General features: G+C 60.8%; 18 protein-coding genes and 1 pseudogene. 13 read left to right on the forward strand and 6 right to left on the reverse strand.

All coding sequences use genetic code 11. The features are described 5' to 3' along the window. Window positions 1–46: 46 nt before the first annotated feature. Entirely contained in the window at window positions 47–1,123 is a 1,077-nt protein-coding gene (locus ACHMW6_RS21710; RefSeq protein ID WP_395399829.1) for a porin, read from the reverse strand. 146 nt (window positions 1,124–1,269) lie between these two features. After that, window positions 1,270–1,731, reverse strand: coding sequence for a MarR family winged helix-turn-helix transcriptional regulator (locus ACHMW6_RS21715; RefSeq protein WP_395399831.1), 462 nt, complete (start codon window positions 1,729–1,731; stop codon window positions 1,270–1,272). 52 nt (window positions 1,732–1,783) lie between these two features. On the opposite strand from ACHMW6_RS21715, the gene ACHMW6_RS21720 reads away from it, so the two are divergent. The 5 genes from ACHMW6_RS21720 to ACHMW6_RS21740 all read left to right on the forward strand — a co-directional run bounded on the left by ACHMW6_RS21720 (window position 1,784) and on the right by ACHMW6_RS21740 (window position 6,326). Then, window positions 1,784–2,515 (forward strand): siderophore-interacting protein, encoded by a 732-nt coding sequence (locus tag ACHMW6_RS21720; RefSeq protein WP_395399833.1) that lies wholly within the window; start codon window positions 1,784–1,786, stop codon window positions 2,513–2,515. Between the two features lie 261 nt (window positions 2,516–2,776). Further along, on the forward strand, window positions 2,777–4,357 hold the full coding sequence (locus tag ACHMW6_RS21725) for an isocitrate lyase (RefSeq protein WP_395399835.1): 1,581 nt from the start codon (window positions 2,777–2,779) through the stop codon (window positions 4,355–4,357). Between the two features lie 199 nt (window positions 4,358–4,556). Next, on the forward strand, window positions 4,557–4,829 hold the full coding sequence (locus tag ACHMW6_RS21730) for a DUF4148 domain-containing protein (RefSeq protein WP_395399837.1): 273 nt from the start codon (window positions 4,557–4,559) through the stop codon (window positions 4,827–4,829). A gap of 315 nt (window positions 4,830–5,144) precedes the next feature. Next, window positions 5,145–6,062 (forward strand): MBL fold metallo-hydrolase, encoded by a 918-nt coding sequence (locus tag ACHMW6_RS21735; protein ID WP_395399839.1) that lies wholly within the window; start codon window positions 5,145–5,147, stop codon window positions 6,060–6,062. 6 nt (window positions 6,063–6,068) lie between these two features. Continuing rightward, the gene (locus tag ACHMW6_RS21740; RefSeq protein WP_395399841.1) at window positions 6,069–6,326 is read left to right on the forward strand and encodes a hypothetical protein; all 258 of its coding nucleotides are present in this window, start codon (window positions 6,069–6,071) and stop codon (window positions 6,324–6,326) included. Between the two features lie 4 nt (window positions 6,327–6,330). Here ACHMW6_RS21740 and ACHMW6_RS21745 read toward each other — a convergent pair whose 3' ends face one another. Further along, window positions 6,331–6,792, reverse strand: coding sequence for a lipocalin-like domain-containing protein (locus ACHMW6_RS21745; protein ID WP_395399843.1), 462 nt, complete (start codon window positions 6,790–6,792; stop codon window positions 6,331–6,333). Window positions 6,793–6,889: 97 nt separating this feature from the next. Here ACHMW6_RS21745 and ACHMW6_RS21750 point away from each other — a divergent pair, with 97 nt between their 5' ends. Continuing rightward, window positions 6,890–7,738 carry a LysR family transcriptional regulator gene (locus ACHMW6_RS21750; RefSeq protein ID WP_395399845.1) on the forward strand — a complete coding sequence of 283 codons (849 nt, stop codon included), beginning with the start codon at window positions 6,890–6,892 and terminating at the stop codon, window positions 7,736–7,738. 229 nt (window positions 7,739–7,967) lie between these two features. Here the strand turns inward: ACHMW6_RS21750 and ACHMW6_RS21755 are convergent, their stop codons facing one another. The 3 genes from ACHMW6_RS21755 to ACHMW6_RS21765 form a co-directional block, all read right to left on the reverse strand. Next, entirely contained in the window at window positions 7,968–9,071 is a 1,104-nt protein-coding gene (locus tag ACHMW6_RS21755; RefSeq protein ID WP_395408685.1) for a TonB-dependent receptor domain-containing protein, read from the reverse strand. Further along, complete coding sequence (locus ACHMW6_RS21760; protein WP_395399847.1) at window positions 8,980–9,681, reverse strand: hypothetical protein; 702 nt, start codon at window positions 9,679–9,681, stop codon at window positions 8,980–8,982. Before ACHMW6_RS21760 ends, ACHMW6_RS21755 begins: the two co-directional genes overlap by 92 nt. Before the next feature lie 88 nt (window positions 9,682–9,769). Further along, window positions 9,770–10,615: a TonB-dependent receptor plug domain-containing protein gene (locus ACHMW6_RS21765; protein ID WP_395399849.1), complete on the reverse strand. Its 846-nt coding sequence runs from the start codon at window positions 10,613–10,615 to the stop codon at window positions 9,770–9,772. 705 nt (window positions 10,616–11,320) lie between these two features. Here ACHMW6_RS21765 and ACHMW6_RS21770 point away from each other — a divergent pair. The 7 genes and pseudogenes from ACHMW6_RS21770 to ACHMW6_RS21800 all read left to right on the forward strand — a co-directional run bounded on the left by ACHMW6_RS21770 (window position 11,321) and on the right by ACHMW6_RS21800 (window position 17,874). Beyond that, the gene (locus tag ACHMW6_RS21770) at window positions 11,321–12,517 is read left to right on the forward strand and encodes a DUF3089 domain-containing protein (RefSeq protein ID WP_395399851.1); all 1,197 of its coding nucleotides are present in this window, start codon (window positions 11,321–11,323) and stop codon (window positions 12,515–12,517) included. Between the two features lie 665 nt (window positions 12,518–13,182). Further along, window positions 13,183–13,558: pseudogene (locus tag ACHMW6_RS21775) on the forward strand (TolC family protein); the annotation flags it as partial. A gap of 90 nt (window positions 13,559–13,648) precedes the next feature. Further along, complete coding sequence (locus ACHMW6_RS21780) at window positions 13,649–13,834, forward strand: LacI family DNA-binding transcriptional regulator (RefSeq protein ID WP_395399853.1); 186 nt, start codon at window positions 13,649–13,651, stop codon at window positions 13,832–13,834. Next, window positions 13,765–14,673 (forward strand): substrate-binding domain-containing protein, encoded by a 909-nt coding sequence (locus ACHMW6_RS21785; protein WP_395399855.1) that lies wholly within the window; start codon window positions 13,765–13,767, stop codon window positions 14,671–14,673. Before ACHMW6_RS21780 ends, ACHMW6_RS21785 begins: the two co-directional genes overlap by 70 nt. Continuing rightward, window positions 14,670–15,941 (forward strand): extracellular solute-binding protein, encoded by a 1,272-nt coding sequence (locus ACHMW6_RS21790; RefSeq protein WP_395399857.1) that lies wholly within the window; start codon window positions 14,670–14,672, stop codon window positions 15,939–15,941. The genes ACHMW6_RS21785 and ACHMW6_RS21790 overlap by 4 nt, the downstream gene beginning before the upstream one ends. After that, window positions 15,938–17,008 carry a carbohydrate ABC transporter permease gene (locus tag ACHMW6_RS21795; RefSeq protein ID WP_395399859.1) on the forward strand — a complete coding sequence of 357 codons (1,071 nt, stop codon included), beginning with the start codon at window positions 15,938–15,940 and terminating at the stop codon, window positions 17,006–17,008. Before ACHMW6_RS21790 ends, ACHMW6_RS21795 begins: the two co-directional genes overlap by 4 nt. After that, on the forward strand, window positions 17,005–17,874 hold the full coding sequence (locus ACHMW6_RS21800; protein WP_395399861.1) for a carbohydrate ABC transporter permease: 870 nt from the start codon (window positions 17,005–17,007) through the stop codon (window positions 17,872–17,874). The genes ACHMW6_RS21795 and ACHMW6_RS21800 overlap by 4 nt, the downstream gene beginning before the upstream one ends. Window positions 17,875–17,891 lie beyond the last annotated feature (17 nt).

The following is a 17,891-nucleotide window of genomic DNA, read 5'->3' on the forward strand; positions in this document are numbered from 1 at the left end:
CCTTCGCGACGCCACAAAAGCCGGGTTCGTCCCGGCTTTTTATTTGTCAGAAGCGGTGCTGGATGCCAGCCACCACGCCGCGCTGGGTATCGGCGAAGCCTGGATCGTCGCGCGAAATGGCGACCAGCCGCGTATTTTTTGCTTTCGCGTAGGCCGCGGTCAGGTACAGGTCGGTGCGCTTCGAGAGCGCATGTCGCAGCGAAGCCACATACATGATCGGGTCCGCATCGGCAGGCGGCGCAACATTGCGCACGTCCTGGTAGTAGACCGCGCCGATCAAGGTATTCGCCGGCGTTACGCGCCAGTTCGCACCGACCCAGTACAGCACGGCCCGGACTACCGGCACACCGGCCTTGCCCGCGGTGAGTTTGTAGTCGCGCGCGGCGAGCTGGAACTTGTAGGGACCCGAGTTGTACATGCCGCCGGCATGCCACACGGTGTTAACGTCGCGCTGCCCAGTCGCGGCGACCGTCGTGCCATTGCTGCGCTCCCACGTGCCCACCACGGACCAGGGACCGTACGCATATTCGAGCGCCACGGCGCCCTTCGCGCCATCAGCCGTACTGCCGGCCACTTCACCCGCACCATACGATGCGCCGACGGTGAGGCCGCCGACCTTGCCCGTGTACTTGACCATATTGTCGAAACCGGTGGTCATACCGTATTTGCTCGCGCCGCTGGCACTGCCGGACGTTCCCCATGAATAGAAGGGAGCGAAGCCCATCGGGTCGTAGCGGATCATGAAGTCGTAGACGGAAGTGAAAGAACGTCCAAAGACGATGCGCCCGAACCCACCCTCGAAGCCGACGTTGGCCTGGCGCTTGAAAAGCGCTGCGTCCGAAGCGCCGGTATCGGTCTGCACCGCTGCTTCCAGCTGGAACACGGCCTTCAGGCCGCCGCCAATCTCCTCGCTGCCCCTGAAGCCGAGTCGTGAAGTGTTCATGCCACCGGAGCTGACACGCCAGACCGTGTGGCCGGCGCTATCGGCCTTGTCGTTGGCGCCGAGGTTCACGTCCAGCAAGCCATAAACGTTGACGTTCGATTGCGCGCTGGCGTTGGCTGCGCTAAGGACGAAAAGGGCCTGCACCACAGCGCGCATGCGCTGTATGCGAAGAGTATTCAAAGGAGTCTCCTGGTTGTAGTTCTGCGTAAGCGACTCGTCAGCCCGGCCGGGCTTTAGTCGCGCAAGCAATATTAGGAGTACTCGCCCGCTTTGAATATTCGCTATTTTTCAAGCACCATTCCGCGTTTGGAAAAGCGGGGACTTGCCTAGTCCGCGCCGGACTTCCCTGTGAGGTTTTCACGCACGTGCTGCAGCAGCGACTGCAGCATGGTGCGATCCTCCGCGCTCAATCCGGCGAGTGCCAGTTCGGACAAGCGATCACCCTGCACATGCACTTCATCAAACATCGCCTGCCCTTGCCGCGACAGCGAGAGGCGCGTGATGCGCCGATCCACGGGGTCAGCGTCGGCGTCAACCAGCCCGGCGTCGCGCAGGCCGCGCAGCAGCCTGGCGACCTGGCCCTTGTCCCGCCCTGAATGGGCGACCAGATCGCTTTGCGTGCAAGCCGAATGGCGTGCGATGAAGTGCAGCGCCCGAAACTCCATAGGCCCTAATTCGTGCGGACCTTCACGCAGGGAACGGAACTGCTGCGATCGGTAAAGATGAGTGATCGAATGGATGGTTTCGAAAATTTCGCTGGCGGCGGATGATCTGGATTTGGTTGACATAATCAACTAATATCGGAATAATGGATGACATTATCAACCATCTGGGACAAATATGGAACTTTCCGCCAAAACCGGCGTTCAGCGCGTGCGCCATGAAATCCGTCAGCGCGACATTACGGTCACGCGCATTGAACAACTGGCGCCTGATTACCTGAGCATCACCTTCAGCGGCGAGGCGCTGGAGGGCTTCACTTCGCTTTCTTTTGACGATCACCTGAAATTCATCCTCTCCAATGACGAGGAATCACGTGTCTGGCGCGACTACACGCCGCGGCACTTCGATCCGGCCAAGCGCGAGCTGACGCTGGAATTCGCCCTGCATCATGATGGCGCCGCAACGGACTGGGCGCGTGCGGCGACGGTAGGCACGTCCGTCACGATTGCCGGTCCGCGCGGCTCCATGATGATCCCCACCGATTACGACTGGCATTTGCTCGCAGGTGACGCCACCGCACTGCCGGCTATTCGCCGCCGCCTGGCGGAGTTGCCTGACAGCGCGAAAGTGATCGTCATCGCCAGCGGCGACGACAACGCGTCCTTGCTGCCCCTTTCTTCACAATTCCTCCAGGTCCACCGGGTTGCAGGCGAAGAGGAAATGGCCGCAGCCGTCCGCGCCCTGCTCGTGCCGGCTGGATTGGGTTACTGCTGGTGCGCGGGCGAAGCCGCCGCCATGAAACAGTTGCGCGATGTGCTAAGCAATGAAAAGCAACATCCCAAGAACGCCATGCGCATCGCCGCTTACTGGAAACAAGGCGTTCAAATGCACCACGAAAACCTGGAGTGATCGCTGCGCACCCGCCCCTCTACCACATTGTGAAAAGCGATTCTCACATCGCAGAAAATCACATTGCGGCGCACCATACTCTCCAGTTCATTCCGCGAAAGCCAATTTCGCATCCCGAAAAATTATTACTAACACCTTGAACTTAAAGGATAAAATTTAAGTTATATGTCTTATATAAGACATGGAGCAAAGCAAAAAGATGGCCTATCATTATTCCAACTGCTTCCCTTTTCTTAACCGCTTTTTGCTAGGAATATGACCATGTCCCAATATCAAGATGACATCCAGGCTATCGCAGGCCTGAAGAACAAGAACGGCAGCGCCTGGAACGCGATCAGCCCGGAAGCGGCTGCCCGCATGCGCGCCCAGAACCGCTTCAAGACGGGTCTGGATATCGCCCGCTACACCGCGAAGATCATGCGCGCCGACATGGCCCGATACGATGCCGATCCCTCCCAGTACACCCAATCCCTCGGCTGCTGGCACGGTTTCATCGGACAGCAGAAGATGATCTCGGTGAAGAAGCACTTCAACAGCACCGACCGCCGCTACCTCTACCTGTCCGGCTGGATGATTGCCGCGCTGCGCTCTGAATTCGGCCCGCTGCCGGATCAGTCCATGCACGAGAAGACTGCCGTGTCGGCCCTGATCAAGGAGCTGTACACCTTCCTGCGCCAGGCCGATGCGCGCGAGCTGGGCGGCCTGTTCCGCCAGCTGGACGCCGCCCAGGGCGATGCCAAGCAAGCGATCCAGGACAAGATCGACAACCACATTACCCACGTGGTGCCGATCATTGCCGACATCGACGCCGGCTTCGGCAACGCCGAGGCGACCTACCTGCTGGCCAAGCAGATGATTGAAGCGGGCGCCTGCTGCATCCAGCTGGAAAACCAGGTGTCCGACGAGAAGCAGTGCGGCCACCAGGATGGCAAGGTCACCGTGCCGCATGAAGACTTCCTGGCCAAGATCCGCGCCGTGCGCTACGCCTTCCTCGAACTGGGAGTGGACGATGGCGTCATTGTGGCCCGTACCGATTCGCTGGGCGCCGGCCTGACCAAGCAGATCGCCTTCACCCGCGAGCCTGGCGACCTGGGCGACCAGTACAACGCCTTCCTCGATTGCGAAGAAGTGACTGCCGATTCCGTCAGCAGTGGCGACGTGCTGATCAAGCGCGACGGCAAGCTGCTGCGTCCGAAGCGCCTGCCGAGCAACCTGTTCCAGTTCCGCTCCGGCACCGGCGAAGAGCGCTGCGTACTCGACTGCATCACCTCGCTGCAGAACGGCGCCGACCTGCTGTGGATCGAAACCGAGAAGCCGCACATCGGCCAGATCGGCGGCATGGTCAAGGAAATCCGCAAGGTGATTCCGAACGCCAAGCTGGTCTACAACAACAGCCCGTCCTTCAACTGGACCCTGAACTTCCGCCAGCAAACCTATGACCGCATGAAGAACGAAGGCCAGGACGTGTCGGCCTACGACCGCGCAGCCCTCATGAACGCCGAATACGACGCCACTCCGCTGGCAGCGGAAGCGGATGAGAAGATCCGCACCTTCCAGGCCGACGCAGCGCGCGAAGCAGGCATCTTCCACCACCTGATCACCCTGCCGACCTACCACACTGCGGCCCTGTCCACCGACAACCTGGCCAAGGAATACTTCGGCGAGCAAGGCATGCTGGGTTATGTGGCCGGCGTGCAGCGCAAGGAAATCCGCCAGGGCATCGCCTGCGTCAAGCACCAGAACATGTCCGGCTCGGACATTGGAGACGACCACAAGGAATACTTCAGTGGCGAGTCCGCGCTGAAGGCGGCGGGCAAAGATAATACGATGAACCAGTTCTAATACAACTCAAGCACTAGCCTCAAACGCCACCCTCGCGGTGGCGTTTTTCTTTCCGCCGCGCCTCCTCGGCAAACGGTTCAGGCATAGCTCCTGCCTAATGCGTCGATAGAAGGAATCCATCCTCCACGGGCCACGGTTGCCTAGACTGAGACTAGCAGATTGATCCTGACTGGGTTGATAACGCTTGAAAGGAATGATCATGAAAAGCACACAAGCTGCCCTCGCCGCACTCTTCGTTGCGGCAACAGGAAGCGCGCTGGCTGCGCCCGCCGCCTCTGTCGATATGCCGACCGTGGCTATCACAGCAGGTACCTTCACCGGCCCCAACAGCGGCGAAGGATATCAGGGCTATACGAGCTTCGTATCCACCAAGACCCGCGCCCAGGTTCGGCAGGAACTGATGGATGCGCTGAGAAATGGAGAAATCTTTGCGGGTGAAGCATACCCGGGGCCAATCGTGGGCCTGCATTAAGACGCAACCCCTCAATTGCCAGCCGCCCGGCTACAACCATCACGCGCTCGGCGTACCCGAGCATTGCCCGCCCTCATGGCTACCCCTTCGCGGTGGCAGCTGTGATGACTCGCAGCGCCTCTTTGCCTTGCCCCGGTAGAGAGATTGGTGCAAATCAGGTAACAGTGTGAGTCCATTTGCATCCCTACCGACGCGCCTCCCTTCTGACTACGATGTGGTCACACGGTCTCTACCGTGTCCGCGCCTCTCAAGCTCTGTGTTGAAGGCGCCTGGCCTGGTCCGGGCAATCGGACCACATTATCTGGAGAATTCATTATGTTTACCGTAGACAGCAACGCGCGCTCAACCGCCCATGCACCCACCGAACTGGTTCCATCCCGTTACGCCCTGCAGGTTGGCGAGATTGGCGTTTTGGTGGTCAGCGATGGCGTGCTGCCGCTGCCCACCGCAACGATGGCCACCAATGCCGATCCGGCGGACCTGCAAGAATGGCTGAAGCAAAACTTCCTGCCGTCCGAAGCGTTCGACTGGCCGCTGAATGTGATGGTGGTGCGCAGCGGCGAACAGACCATCCTCGTCGATGCCGGCCTGGGCGGCCAGTTCCCCGGTTTCCCCCGCGCCGGTCAGTTCCCTCAGCGCCTGGAGGCAGCCGGCATTGCGCTGGAATCCGTCACCGACGTGGTCATCACCCATATGCACATGGATCACGTCGGAGGCCTGCTGGTCGACGGCATGAAGGAACGCTTGCGCAAGGACGTGCGCATTCACGTGTCCGAAGCCGAAGTCAAGTTCTGGGCAGAGCCGGACTTCGAACACACAGACATGCCAAAGCCGGTGCCGAATGTACTCCGTTCCACCGCCACCAGCTTCTATAACGAATACCGCGACAAGCTGTGCATCTTCAAGGAGAAGGTCGAGGTCGCGCCAGGCGTCGTCGCCCGCCTCACCGGTGGCCACACCCCAGGGCATTGCGTGGTCGACCTTGCGTCCGGCGGTGAACGCCTGCTGTTCGCAGGCGACGCCATGTTCCCGGTCGCCTTCGACCACGTCGACTGGCATAACGGCTTCGAGCATGACCCCGTAGAGTCGGTCAACGTTCGTATCCGCCTGTTCCGGGAGTTGGCGGCGAACGGCGGCATGCTGGTGGCATCGCACCTGCCGTTCCCATCTGTCGGCCGCGTAGCCATTGACGGCGACGCTTTCCGTTACGTACCAGTCATCTGGGACTTCTGACGCTTCGTGTTGGCGACCGGCAGCCAGGTCTTCCGTCCCCCACTGCCGGGCCTGGCCGACTGCGCGTTCAACTCGATTCGATGGCCAGCGCGCAATGCCGTGGCGCCAGATCCTGGGCACGGATGGCGTGCGCGTGGTGATGACGTCGGCAGGCGTGACCGCCAGCGCCAACTGATGCCCAAGCGTCGGGCGGATACGAGCGCCAACTCCTATCCGCCACTCGGCATCGCCCACATCACACTGCAGGCGAAGCCGGAACGCTAAGTGACTAACGCTGGGCACGGCGCCACACTGATATTGGCACGTCGCCATCCGGCCGCGGCGGGACGCGCCACTCCAGCACATCCCCCGTCAATCGATACGGGCGCTTCTGCACGGCGCCGTCCCACTGCGGATTCGACGCAGCCGTGATCGTAAAGGTCAGCGTTGCCGCATCCACGCTGTAATGGCCATAGTGCGTGCTCATGGCGAGCAGCAGGCGCTTGTATTCCGGCGCGGGCCCGGCTCGATAGTCGCCTTCGAACGGCGGACGTTCCATATGGTAGATCTGCAGCGCGTAAAGGCCGTCGTTCGACATGGTCAGCGTGCCGCGCGGCTTGCTGCCGTAGTCATCGCTACGCGTCCCATCGGCATGCTCACGATAGGCACCGATCAGCTCCCAGTTACCGGCCAGGTCGGCTGCCTGCACGAGGCCGGGCAGGCACAATAGGGCAAGCACGAGTTTCTTCATTGCGGACTCCATTTGTTGGACATGGCGTCTACGATAAATGCAGCGCACTTGCCGCGAAATGGCAAAAACTTCGCCTCCCCCGTGCATAATTGCACCTATGAACACCCCAGACTGGAACGACCTCCGCTACTTCCTCTCCGTGATCGATGCTGGTTCGCTGTCCGGCGCGGCACGCGCGCTCAGCGTCGAACACACCACAGTCGCGCGTCGTATTGAAGCGCTGGAACAGGTGCTTGGCCTGCGCCTGTTCGACCGCTTTGCGCGCGGCTGGGCGCTGACGGATGCAGGCCAGTCCCTGCTGCCGCAAGCCCGCCGCATCGAGGAGAACGTCGTCGGCCTGCTGCGCCAGGCAAGCAGCGCGTCCGACAGTGCGAGCGGCACCGTGCGCATCTCGGCGCCACCGGCCATTGCCGCGCACGCGATCGCCCCGCGCCTGGCGGCGCTGCGGCCGCAGCTGGGTGGCATCGATATCGAGCTGGCGGCCGAGGCGGGCCATGCCGACCTGTCGCGCCGCGAGGCCGACATCGCCCTGCGCTATCAGCGCCCAACCGCGCCGGACATGGCAGTGCGCGCCATCGCGCAGATACGGTACCGCATATGCGCGACGTCCGGCTATCTCGCCAGCCACGAGCAGGAGAATTGGGAATTCATCGGCTATGACGACAGCCTGTCCGAAACGCCGCAGCAGCAATGGCTGGAGGAATTCGCCAACGGCCGCCGCTTCATCCTGCGTTCGAATGACCTTGCCACGATTCACAGCGCAGCGCGCGCTGGCGCGGGAGTGGCCGTGCTGCCGGACTACCTCGAAGGCCCGCCAGCGCTGCCCGGCACCGATTGCCCGGTCCAGCGCCAGCTATGGATGGTGATTCACGACGACGTGCGCAAGTCCGCGCGCGTGCGCAAAGTCGCGGACTTGCTCGTGGGCTTATTCAAGCCTTTGCCCTGACACGGCGATCACCCTAAGTTCAGATCGAAGGCGCCTCTGCCTGGCAACGCAATCCCATGGCACCCCGTTTGCTCGGTGCAAAATAGCGTCGACCCAATTAGCAAAAAAAGAGCTCCAGTCTTCCCTCGCAGCGAGAGCGCCAGAGACAGACCGAAGTAACAGGAGAACATCAGTGCACAGCTCAGCTACAAGCAGGCAATGCCTGCCTGGTTTGCGGCATCGCGGCGCACTACCACTTCTTCATCAGCGAAACCGAAATAAAGCGTCCGATAGCCGACGCGTTCTGGGAGTCCCAGGACGAAGTACCATTGATGACAACTGGCGGAGCGCGATCGAACAGATTTTGCGCACTCGCGCTCAGCACCATTCCGCCCAGGCCAAATGACGCGTCCTTATCGAAAGCATACGAGACCGAAGCATCCGTGGTCGTCAAGCTGGACACTTCAACGTTTGGCACCACAGCGGTGTTGGTATAGCCGCCGGTATAGTTGGCAAACACGTTTGCGGTCCAGTTTCCGGATTTCCAGCCAGCCGTGGCCCGCACCCGCAGGCTGACCGGATTGCCGAATTTGTCGAGGACGTCGACATAAGGAAGGCCTGGCGCACCGGAACGGGTCAGTTTCAAAATCTTTGCGACGTTCACTCCAAGCATCCAGTTACCAATCGAGCTGTTGAACGAATAGCGGCCGTCGAGGTCAATGCCCTGCTGCTTCAGAGTACCCAGATTATTGCGCCGCCCGTCGATGATGACGAGGATGTTCGACGGATTCTCGAGGGGACTTTGCAGGTTTGGGCTGGCAAAGTAGCTGTTGACGACTGCGACTGATGGATTGCGCTGAATGTACGCAGAGTACAGCGACTCCTGCCCCAGTGCACTCGCGCTGGGCACCACATCAATGCGGTTGCTGTAGTCGATCTTGTAGTAGCTTGCGGACAGGTTCATGCCACGTGCCGGCTTGATTTCGGCACCGAGCGACCAGGTCTTTGCTTCCTCTGGCTTGAGGTCAGGATTGGCGCCGTTGACAAGAATGCCGCGGCGCACGCCACCGGGCGCAGTCGGATCAGCAATGTTCTGAATGAAAACGTTCGTCAGCGAGAGGTTGGTCAGCGAGCCCAGATTATCCACCAGAGAAGGCGCACGGAATGAGGTGCCGTAGGTCGAATTCAAGCTCACAACGTCGTTCGGCGACCAGCGTACGCCGACCTTCGGATTGCTTGTACTTCCGAAATCGGAGTAACGCTCATAGCGCCCTGCCAGGGAAAGCTCCAGCCGCTTGATGAATGGACGTTCGTTCGTGCTTCCTACGAGCGGAACAAACAGTTCGGAGTAGATCGACTTTACATTCCTGCTGTTCTCGACTTCCGAAAAGGCGGGCGTTGGCGTCGGCGTGGTTACATTCTCGAGTCAAGCTTTGCTCGAAGCCGACGTGGCGTATCTCGGCACCTACTGCGAGCCGGACATCGCCTCCAGAAATCCTGTATATCGGCCCATCGAGCTTGATGGCGAAAGAGGAGTCAGTATTTGTCCCTGTCTGATCGCGGTGGGCAGCCAGTGAGGCAAATCCCGGGTTACTGCCGGCAGTCGCACTGAATGGATTGAGGCGGCCGCTGGCAAGAGCACCGGCTAACGATACCGAATTAATCAGGCCGACACGGTGCACAAACGCATCACTCTTTGCGTGAGTCAGCGAGCTGTTGATCGCCCATCCGCCATCAAGGTCATACGTCAATCCGACTGTATTCAGACTATTATTTTCACGCCCGCCCATGTTCCTGTCGGTGTCGTCAAACACAAAGCGATAGGCCACGGTTTCGCTTGATGCTGGAGCGGCACCTGCCGGACGGACGAAATAGGGGCTGCTGCTCGGAACATTCAGGTTGGCGCCCAATGCGGACATCAGCTGGTTGAAGTCTCGCCTGGAATACAATCCTTCGTAGTACACCTCGAGTTGATCGTTGAATCGATGGTACAGATTCCCGTAAATCGTATCCCGCTTCTGCGACGGCAGGAAGTCGCCATCGGCGCCTGCGTCAAATCGGTTCCCTGACGAGGCGACCAGCTGCGCGGGGAGTAAGCCCGATGCCGTTCTGATTAGCCGGTATGGCGTAAATCGTGCTGCCGATCAGGACGTTGCCAGGGGCAGCCTGTGTCGACCGCTGGTCTGTCCCACCATAGGGACGCAAATCATTCGAGAAAAATGGCCGCGCGGCAGCGGACAGGTTGCTGCGATCATTGTGTTCGAAAGCGACGAAGGCGCTACCCTCGTCCCACTTCTTGCCGAAGGTCTGGCTGAAAATCTTTTGGTTCATGCCGTCGGCCTTGCCATAGCGCAGCGTCGTTTCGGCCGTATCCACATTGCTGCGGGTAATGATGTTGACCACGCCGGCGACTGCATCCGAGCCGTAGATTGCCGATGCCCCATCCAGGACCACTTCCATCCGCTGAATTGCCGCGGCAGGTATCTGGTTCGGATCGGCGAGCGACTTAACCACACCGCTTGCGGCCACACGGCGACCATTCACCAGCAACAAGGTGGCTTCGTTGCCGATCCCTCGCAAATTGATCCCTGAGGTGCGGGTAGTATTTGCGCCAGCGTCCTGGGCGCCGCTCAATCTGCTTTCGTCCGCCCCCAGGGTAATAACTTGCGGCAGCGTGCGGGCTATCTCGCTGCTGTTTGTGGCGCCACTCGCGGCAATTGCGTCGCGATTCAGGTTCAGGCTTGGCGAGCCAACCGCTCCAACGCCACGAATACTGGACCCGGTCACAACAACCTGTTGCAGCTTTTCGGCGCCGCTGGCTGGCGGCGTATCGGCGGCGCTTTGCGCGAAGGCCGGGGCCGTGATACCGCTGGCCAGGCAGAAAACAGCGAAGGCCACGGCTGTCATCCGTTGAGGTGCTGGCCCGTAGCCGCATGCGTGCCCCAACGGCACGCTACTCGGGAAATGCAGAGGAAAGGTCGCCAAGTTAAGTCTCCGAAGTTTAGTTATTAAGCATATTTGTTATATCTTAGAACAAAAACTTTGGAGTTACAACACATTCAACGTTGGCTCGCGACACATGTCGTAGAAAAGGCCCTTCCTGCGCAAACACGCGCTCGGCCTGCGTCAGCCCATTTGAACGCAAAAAAGCCCGGAAATTCCGGGCTTTTCGCAAGCTAAGTGCTTGATTTTTCTGGAGGCGAGGACGGGGTCGTTAAATTCCATTAAGAATCAGCTGGGGCGGCCACCAAGCGAGCGGCAGCGTGAAAATGGGCGGTTGCTGAAAGCTCTCCGTGCCAGCCATGAAGCGAGCGATCGCACATATGGTTCGCCTCGGGCATTACCAGATTTATGGCACCGATGGAATCTCCCTTAAGGTGGTGGTCTGGCAGCAGAACGCGCAAGTACAATCCTGGCAGTGCGCTCACGAAGACGCACGCCAATACAGTCACGGCGACGACCAGGCGGCTCAAATGTTTATCCTCCACTGGGGATCATCGTCGCACGGCATCAGGCTGCAGTACGGACGCTGGGACCTAAGACCGTAGTGGAGGCAAGATGCAACTCACGTGGATACGCCTTATTGCTGCCGTAGGATTAGTAATGTCGGCCGCATCGAGTATTGCCGCTGCAAGGGAATCTGCTCAGGAAATACCTATCGCTCGCTCCTCAGCCAATGATTACTCAGAAGGGCAGAACTGGCTATGCCGGCCGGGGCGGGTAGACGCCTGCTCGATTGACCTTACAGCGACAGTGATATCAGCTACCGGGCAAAGTCGAATTGAGCCGTACGTCGGCACGGCACAGGACCCGAGTTTTGATTGCTTTTACATTTATCCAACTGTCTCACTGCAGAACAAAGCGAACAGTAATATGGTCCAGGAAAGCGAGGAATTTAATCGCATCCGTACCCAGTTTGCGCGTTATGGGTCGGTGTGCCGGTTGTATGCGCCAATGTACAGCCAGCTGACTCTAACCGCCATGGCCCCCCTTGTTGTCGATCAGAGGAGCTTTAATCCCCGCACCCAGCTACCCGCATCGCCGGCGTATGCCGTCGGATATGAAGATGTGCTGGCGGCGTGGCGCTACTACCTCAAAAACGACAACAAAGGGCGGGGCGTGATTCTGGTAGGGCATAGCCAGGGATCTTTCATTCTGCTAGATCTGCTTCGCAAGGAAATTGACGGCAAACCGCTGCAGAAACAACTTATTGCTGCACACCTCGGCGGTGTGGTCCTATCAGTACCGGCTGAGAAAGATGTCGGCGGGACTCTCAAATCCATTCCTGTGTGCCGCCGACAAGGTCAAGCGGGTTGCGTCGTTTCCTGGTCCGCATTTCCAGCCGCTAGTCCGCCGCCGGAATGGAGCACAGGCTTTGGCGCCACTGATCTGCCGGGTATGGTCAACAACTGCTCCAATCCTGCGGAACTATCAGGGGATGGTAGTGGGCTGCGCCCGTATTTCGATTCGTCCCGACATGTGGATGGAGACCCTGCAAATGCGCGGTGGCCATGGCTCAAGAACGGGACACCAATTAGCACGCCGCTTGTCAGCTTCCCGGCATTATTCAAAGCGCGTTGCATACAGGCAGGGCGCATTTCCTATCTTGCCATCAGCATGACCAGAAAACCTGATGATCAGCGGACAAGCAAAATGCCTGGCGCAGTCTACATCGGCATGACGTGGCTGAACAGTTGGGGCCTGCATGATGCCGACTTGGAATATACCTTAGGTAACCTCGTCAAACTTGCCCGCATACAGGGTGATGTCTGGCTAAAGGCGCGGAGCGAGGGGCGTTAAGTGGAATTCAGAATTAGGTTTCACGTGCAGTCGACGCAGGCAGGCGGCGACGGCTGTAGCTGGCGGCCGCAATCGGCCTTCGGCGGATAAACGGGCAAAACATTTTTATCGATCCAGTCGCGCGAATCGTAATTGTCCATACGGGCAACGGCCCTAATGCTGAGGTTAACGGCAACGCCAGGGTGGAACCAACGGTCTTTACTTGTCGACCGTCGGCCCGCTTCATCCCAACGTTAAAAACGGCGAGGAGTGGCCTTTATTCGGCATTTAACGAGAGAAGGTGCGCCGTCCCCGGAACAACGCGCTCCACATTGACGGCTGCGCAAGCCGTTTAGCGCTTGCGTATTCAAGACCTTACAGCGCGGCCATGTCATGCTACCTAGCCGAAAATTAGCTGCCAATAGCTGAGCGTAGTAAGTGCAAGAACAGTCGCAGAGACTCAATCGACGCGTCTTGCAGCGCTACCCCGACACGCTGCCCCTGCCCACGCCTGGACAATAGCGACTGTGCTGGCGGCAACCGGGCCGCCGCCGCGTGTTCCGCCGCGCAGCGGCATCGCATACGACCTACGATGCAGCATTCGACAACCTCGCTTGGCGCTCGGAGAATGGCCCCACTGCCCGAGGCGCGTGCAGCGACCTACACCGCCATCGACCTTGGTGGCTCGCATCGAGGCGCAGATCCATGCAGCCAAGAGACGCGAGACCGAAGTATTGGCTGCCTACCGGCTATCGGTGCTGCACGCGGTGGAGGACGTGGAAATTGCTTTCTCGGGGCTGGTGAAGCGCGAACAGGAAGCCGGCTTCCCGGCCGTCGGCGTGGATCCGCTTACTCAGGCGCGTGCAGCCTCGGTCGGCGCCGGTCACGAAGGCGTGGTCAGCCTGGTCGAAGACTGCAGGCCGATGAAAACCTGCTCCGCGCATCCAACATACAGGCCCAGGCCTTAACCGAGTCCGGCCACGCCGCCGTCGCTGCGTTCTTGGCGCTGGGCGGCTGAATTGGCAGCGCCGTCGCGCAACAGCACAAATTTCCAACATGTAGTTGACCTGCCAGCCGGAAGTCTTTATGCTTTCCTAAAAATGACAACGATGGACATTTCGAGGCAAAGCCCAAAAGTCCGAAGGAGACTAAGTGCCAACTATCCATGACGTCGCCGAAAAGGCGGGCGTTTCGATCAAGACCGTCTCACGCGTGCTGAACGACCCCGGCACCGTGAAGAGAAGACGCGCCTGCGCATCGAAAAGGCCATGGAATCGCTCGATTTCGCCCCTTCCGCAGTGGCGCGCATGCTGCGCGGACGGCCCACCGGCCTGGTAGCCGTCATCGCCGAACAGCTGACCACCACGCCCGACTCGGCGGAAATCATCAAAGGCATCCAGTCCGTCTGCGAGGAACACGGCAAGATACTGCTGATCGGCGAAACCGGCGGCGTGGCCGAAACGGGCAGCCGCCTGGTGGCGGACATGCGCGAGCGCCGCGTGGAAGCCATCATCTTCGCCACGCCCTTCCACCGCGAAGTCACGCTGGACCACGTTCTGGGCCAGACGCCCGCTGTGCTGGCAAACTGCTTCCAGTCCGATCCGCGCTATGCCCAGGTAGTACCCGACGACGAGGGCGGCGGCTATGACGCGGCAAAGATCGTGCTGCAGGCGGGCCACCGCAAGATCGCCTTCCTGCAGCTGATCGAGGGCATGACAGCAACCCGTCTGCGCCTGCAGGGCTTCCACCGCGCCATGCAGGAGCACGAGGTGCCGGTCAATCCGAAATGGCTGAAGCACGGCGCCGCAGCTGTCGACGGCAACGAGTTCGAACACCTGGAAGAAGCGATAGACAGCCTTTTCGCGCAGGCCAACCGCCCCACCGCCATCCTGTGCGGCAACGATAAGATGGCCATGCGCGTTATCTTCATCCTGCAGCGGCGCGGCTTGCGCGTGCCGGACGATGTGTCCGTCGTCGGCTTCGACGATTTCCGCATCATCTCGGAAGCCCTCGATCCAGCTCTGACCACGGTCGGCCTGCCCTATCGCGAGATTGGCGAGCTGGCCGCGCGGCAGGCGCTGGCCGGAGAGGAAGCTTCCGCGGCGACCGTGCGCATGCCGTGCCGCCCCATCATGCGCGGCACCGTGGCGCCGCCGCCGAAAGGACGGCACAAATGAAGCGGCTCGCACTGGCAGCGGTACTGGGCTTGCCGGCAGCTTCCTGCCTGGCGGAGCCGGTCGAGATACGGGTCTGGCGCCATGACACCGGCGACTCCGAAATGGTGGCCAGCAAGGCTTCGGTCGAGCGCTTCAACCGTTCCCAGGACAAATGGAAGGTCGTCGTCGAAGCGATACCCCAGGGCTCCTATACGGAATCGATTACCGCGGCGTCTCTCGTTGGCCAGCTACCCTGCGTGCTGGCGATTGACCAGCCCACGGTGCCCAACTTCGCGTGGACCGGCCATGTCCGTCCACTGGACGAGCTGCTTCCCAAGGCCGCAGTGAGCAAGCTGCTGCCCGGCGGGCGCGGCACCTATCAGGGCAAGTTGTACAGCGTCGGCCAGTTCGACGTCGTGCTGGTGCTGTATGCGCTGCGCTCGCAGCTTGAAGCCCACGGTGTGCGTATCGCGACCATGCAGCAGCCCTACACGGCCAGGGAATTCCACGACATCCTGGCGCGCGTGCGCAAGACTGGCAAATACCGCTTCCCGGTGGACCTGAACGGCAAGGCCAAGGGCGAATGGGTCAGCTATGGCTTCGCGCCGTGGTTCCAGAGCGCCGGTGCGGACCTGATCGACCGCCGCGACTATCTGCGCGTGGACGGCGTGCTCAATAGCGACGCGGCGCTCGGCGTGGCGCGCTACTACAGCCATCTGTTCAACGAAAAGCTGGCCGAGCGCAATCCCGCGGACGACCACGGTTTCGAAATGGGCCGCTCGTTGTTCCAGTACACGGGTTCCTGGAAGGCGCGCTCCTACGTGGCACGCTTCGGCAGCGATCTTGTGGTGATGCCGCCGCCGGACTTTGGCCAGGGGCCGCGCGCCGGCGCAGCATCGTGGCAGTGGGCGATTACGCGCAGCTGCCCGACGCCGGAAGGCGCGGCGGCCTTTGTGCAGCACCTGATTTCCCCCAGGGAGACGGCAGAAGTATCACGAGCCACGGGCCTGATTCCCGTCAGCGAGGAAGCCGCCGCGCTGACCGAGCATTACCGCCCCGGCGGCGACTGGCGCATTTACTTCGATTTCGCGGCGCGCTATGCGCTGCCCCGCCCGGCCACGCCGGCCTATCCCGCGATATCCGCCGCCTTCGACAAGGCCATGTCCGATCTGCGCGGGGGCAAGGACCCCGCCGAGGCGATGGACGAAGCGGTGGAAGCGATCGAACGCAATCTGGCCCGTAACAATGGCTACGGCTTTTCAACTCAATCGGTGGCGGTGCGCAAATGAAAACCCGGCTTGGACAGGATAGCCTGCTTGCGGTAGGCGGTTTCGCGGGTCCCGCGCTGCTGCTGTTCGCCGCCTTCATCGTGTTGCCGCTGCTGCTGGCAGGCGGCGCCACGCTCACCAATCTGCGCCTGCTGTCGCCCGAGCCCACGAGCTTTGTGGGCCTGGAAAACTACAAGCGCCTGCTGTCGCTGCAATCCATCGTCATCGAACCCCTGCGCGACCAGCGCGGCGCCCCGCTGCGCGATGAAGACGGCCTCCGTTTCCCGACCTGGCGCCAGGCCCGCCAGCAGCATCCGCAACTGGCAGGTTACCGCGAAGCCTTCTCCTTCCGCATCGGCGAGAAAAAGCTGGTGCTGGCGGCCACCGACCCGGTTTTCTATCGCTCGCTGGTGAACACCTTCCTGTTTGCGCTACTTGTGATGCCGCTGCAATGCGGCGTGGCGCTGGGGCTGGCCCTGCTGGTGAACCAGCGCATCAAGGGACGCATCTTCTTCCGCACCGTGTACTTCGTGCCGGTTGTCACCTCGATGGTGGTGGCCTCGATCGTCTGGGCCTTCATGCTGAATACGGACCGTGGCCTGCTCAATGAGGTTTTCCGCGCCGTGATCGGCGATCCGAACGCAGGACCGGACTGGCTGGGTGACCGTCACTACGCTTTGCCGGCCGTGGCGCTGATGTCGGCCTGGCAGGGCTGCGGCTTCCAGATGCTGGTATTCCTGGCGGGCCTGCAGTCGATTTCGCCGGAGCTGTACGAGGCAGCCACGCTGATGGGCGCCAACGCCTGGCAACGCTTTGTGCACGTTACGCTGCCCGGCCTGCGCAACACCATCGTGTTCGTGCTGGTGTCCACCACGCTCATGGCTTTCGGCCTGTTCACCCAGGTAGATGTGATGACCAGCGGCGGCCCGCTCGACTCGACATCCACCGTCGTCTACCATGCCGTGCGCAGCGGATTCCGCGAACAGGACATCGGCTACGGTTCCACCATCGCACTCGTGTTCTTCGGCGTGGTGCTCGGCGCATCGGCCGTGCAGCGCCTGCTGGCGGCCAAAGGAGGCAAGCAATGAAGATCGCCCACCGTATCCTGATGCTGCTGGCCATGAGCGCGCTGGCCATCGTGTTCGTCACACCGCTGCTGTTCATGGTCGCTTCCTCTTTCAAGAGCGAGGATGCCATTTTCAGCAATATCGCCAGCCTGTCGGCCTATATGCCGTCAGAGAGCTGGTCGCTGGACAATTACCGCGAAATCTTCAGCCGCAGCCAGCTGCCGTCCTTCCTGCTCAATTCCGCCATCATCGCCAGCTCGGTGGTGGTGGGCGGCGTGCTGCTGAACAGCATGCTGGCCTTTGCCCTGTGCCGGCTGCGCTGGGGCGGCCGGCAGGCGGTGCTTGCCTTTGTGGTTGCACTGCTGGTCGTGCCCTTCGAAGTCATTGCCATTCCGCTGCTGTCGCTGGTCGCCCGCCTGCCCTGGCCGGCCATCGAGCATGGCGCGTTGACGCTGCAGACCGGCTGGTTCAACAGCCTGCATGTGCAGATTATCCCCTTCCTGGCCAATGCCTTCTGCGTCTTCCTGTTCTACCAGTTCTTCCGCGATATTCCGCAGGAGCTGGATGAAGCGGCCAAGATGGATGGCGCCGGGCCATGGACCCTGTACTGGCGCATCATCATGCCCAATAGCGGACCGGTGATCGCCACGGCCGCCATCGTGCTGTTCATCGCCGCCTGGAACCAGTACCTGTGGCCCATCATGGTTGTGCAGGGCACGGGCGCGCGCCCCGTGCAGCCGGGCATCCAGCAATTCTTCGGCCGGTCCGAATCGTGGGGACAGATCATGGCTTATGCAACGGTCGTCACCCTTCCAGTGCTTGCGGTGTTCCTGGCCTTCCAGCGGCAATTCGTCGCCTCGGTGGTGGGCTCGGGCATCAAGGGCTAATTCATGCGACGTTCACT

The sequence above is a fragment of the Pseudoduganella sp. UC29_106 genome (assembly GCF_044055365.1).
GTDB lineage: Bacteria > Pseudomonadota > Gammaproteobacteria > Burkholderiales > Burkholderiaceae_D > Rugamonas.

Coding starts and splice junctions, on each gene's coding strand:
- ACHMW6_RS21715 (WP_395399831.1), bottom strand. CDS start 1,731: ATGTCAACCAAATCCAGATCATCCGCCGCCAGCGAAATTTTCGAAACC.
- ACHMW6_RS21720 (WP_395399833.1), top strand. CDS start 1,784: ATGGAACTTTCCGCCAAAACCGGCGTTCAGCGCGTGCGCCATGAAATC.
- ACHMW6_RS21725 (WP_395399835.1), top strand. CDS start 2,777: ATGTCCCAATATCAAGATGACATCCAGGCTATCGCAGGCCTGAAGAAC.
- ACHMW6_RS21730 (WP_395399837.1), top strand. CDS start 4,557: ATGAAAAGCACACAAGCTGCCCTCGCCGCACTCTTCGTTGCGGCAACA.
- ACHMW6_RS21735 (WP_395399839.1), top strand. CDS start 5,145: ATGTTTACCGTAGACAGCAACGCGCGCTCAACCGCCCATGCACCCACC.
- ACHMW6_RS21745 (WP_395399843.1), bottom strand. CDS start 6,792: ATGAAGAAACTCGTGCTTGCCCTATTGTGCCTGCCCGGCCTCGTGCAG.
- ACHMW6_RS21750 (WP_395399845.1), top strand. CDS start 6,890: ATGAACACCCCAGACTGGAACGACCTCCGCTACTTCCTCTCCGTGATC.
- ACHMW6_RS21770 (WP_395399851.1), top strand. CDS start 11,321: ATGTCGGCCGCATCGAGTATTGCCGCTGCAAGGGAATCTGCTCAGGAA.
- ACHMW6_RS21785 (WP_395399855.1), top strand. CDS start 13,765: ATGGAATCGCTCGATTTCGCCCCTTCCGCAGTGGCGCGCATGCTGCGC.
- ACHMW6_RS21790 (WP_395399857.1), top strand. CDS start 14,670: ATGAAGCGGCTCGCACTGGCAGCGGTACTGGGCTTGCCGGCAGCTTCC.
- ACHMW6_RS21795 (WP_395399859.1), top strand. CDS start 15,938: ATGAAAACCCGGCTTGGACAGGATAGCCTGCTTGCGGTAGGCGGTTTC.
- ACHMW6_RS21800 (WP_395399861.1), top strand. CDS start 17,005: ATGAAGATCGCCCACCGTATCCTGATGCTGCTGGCCATGAGCGCGCTG.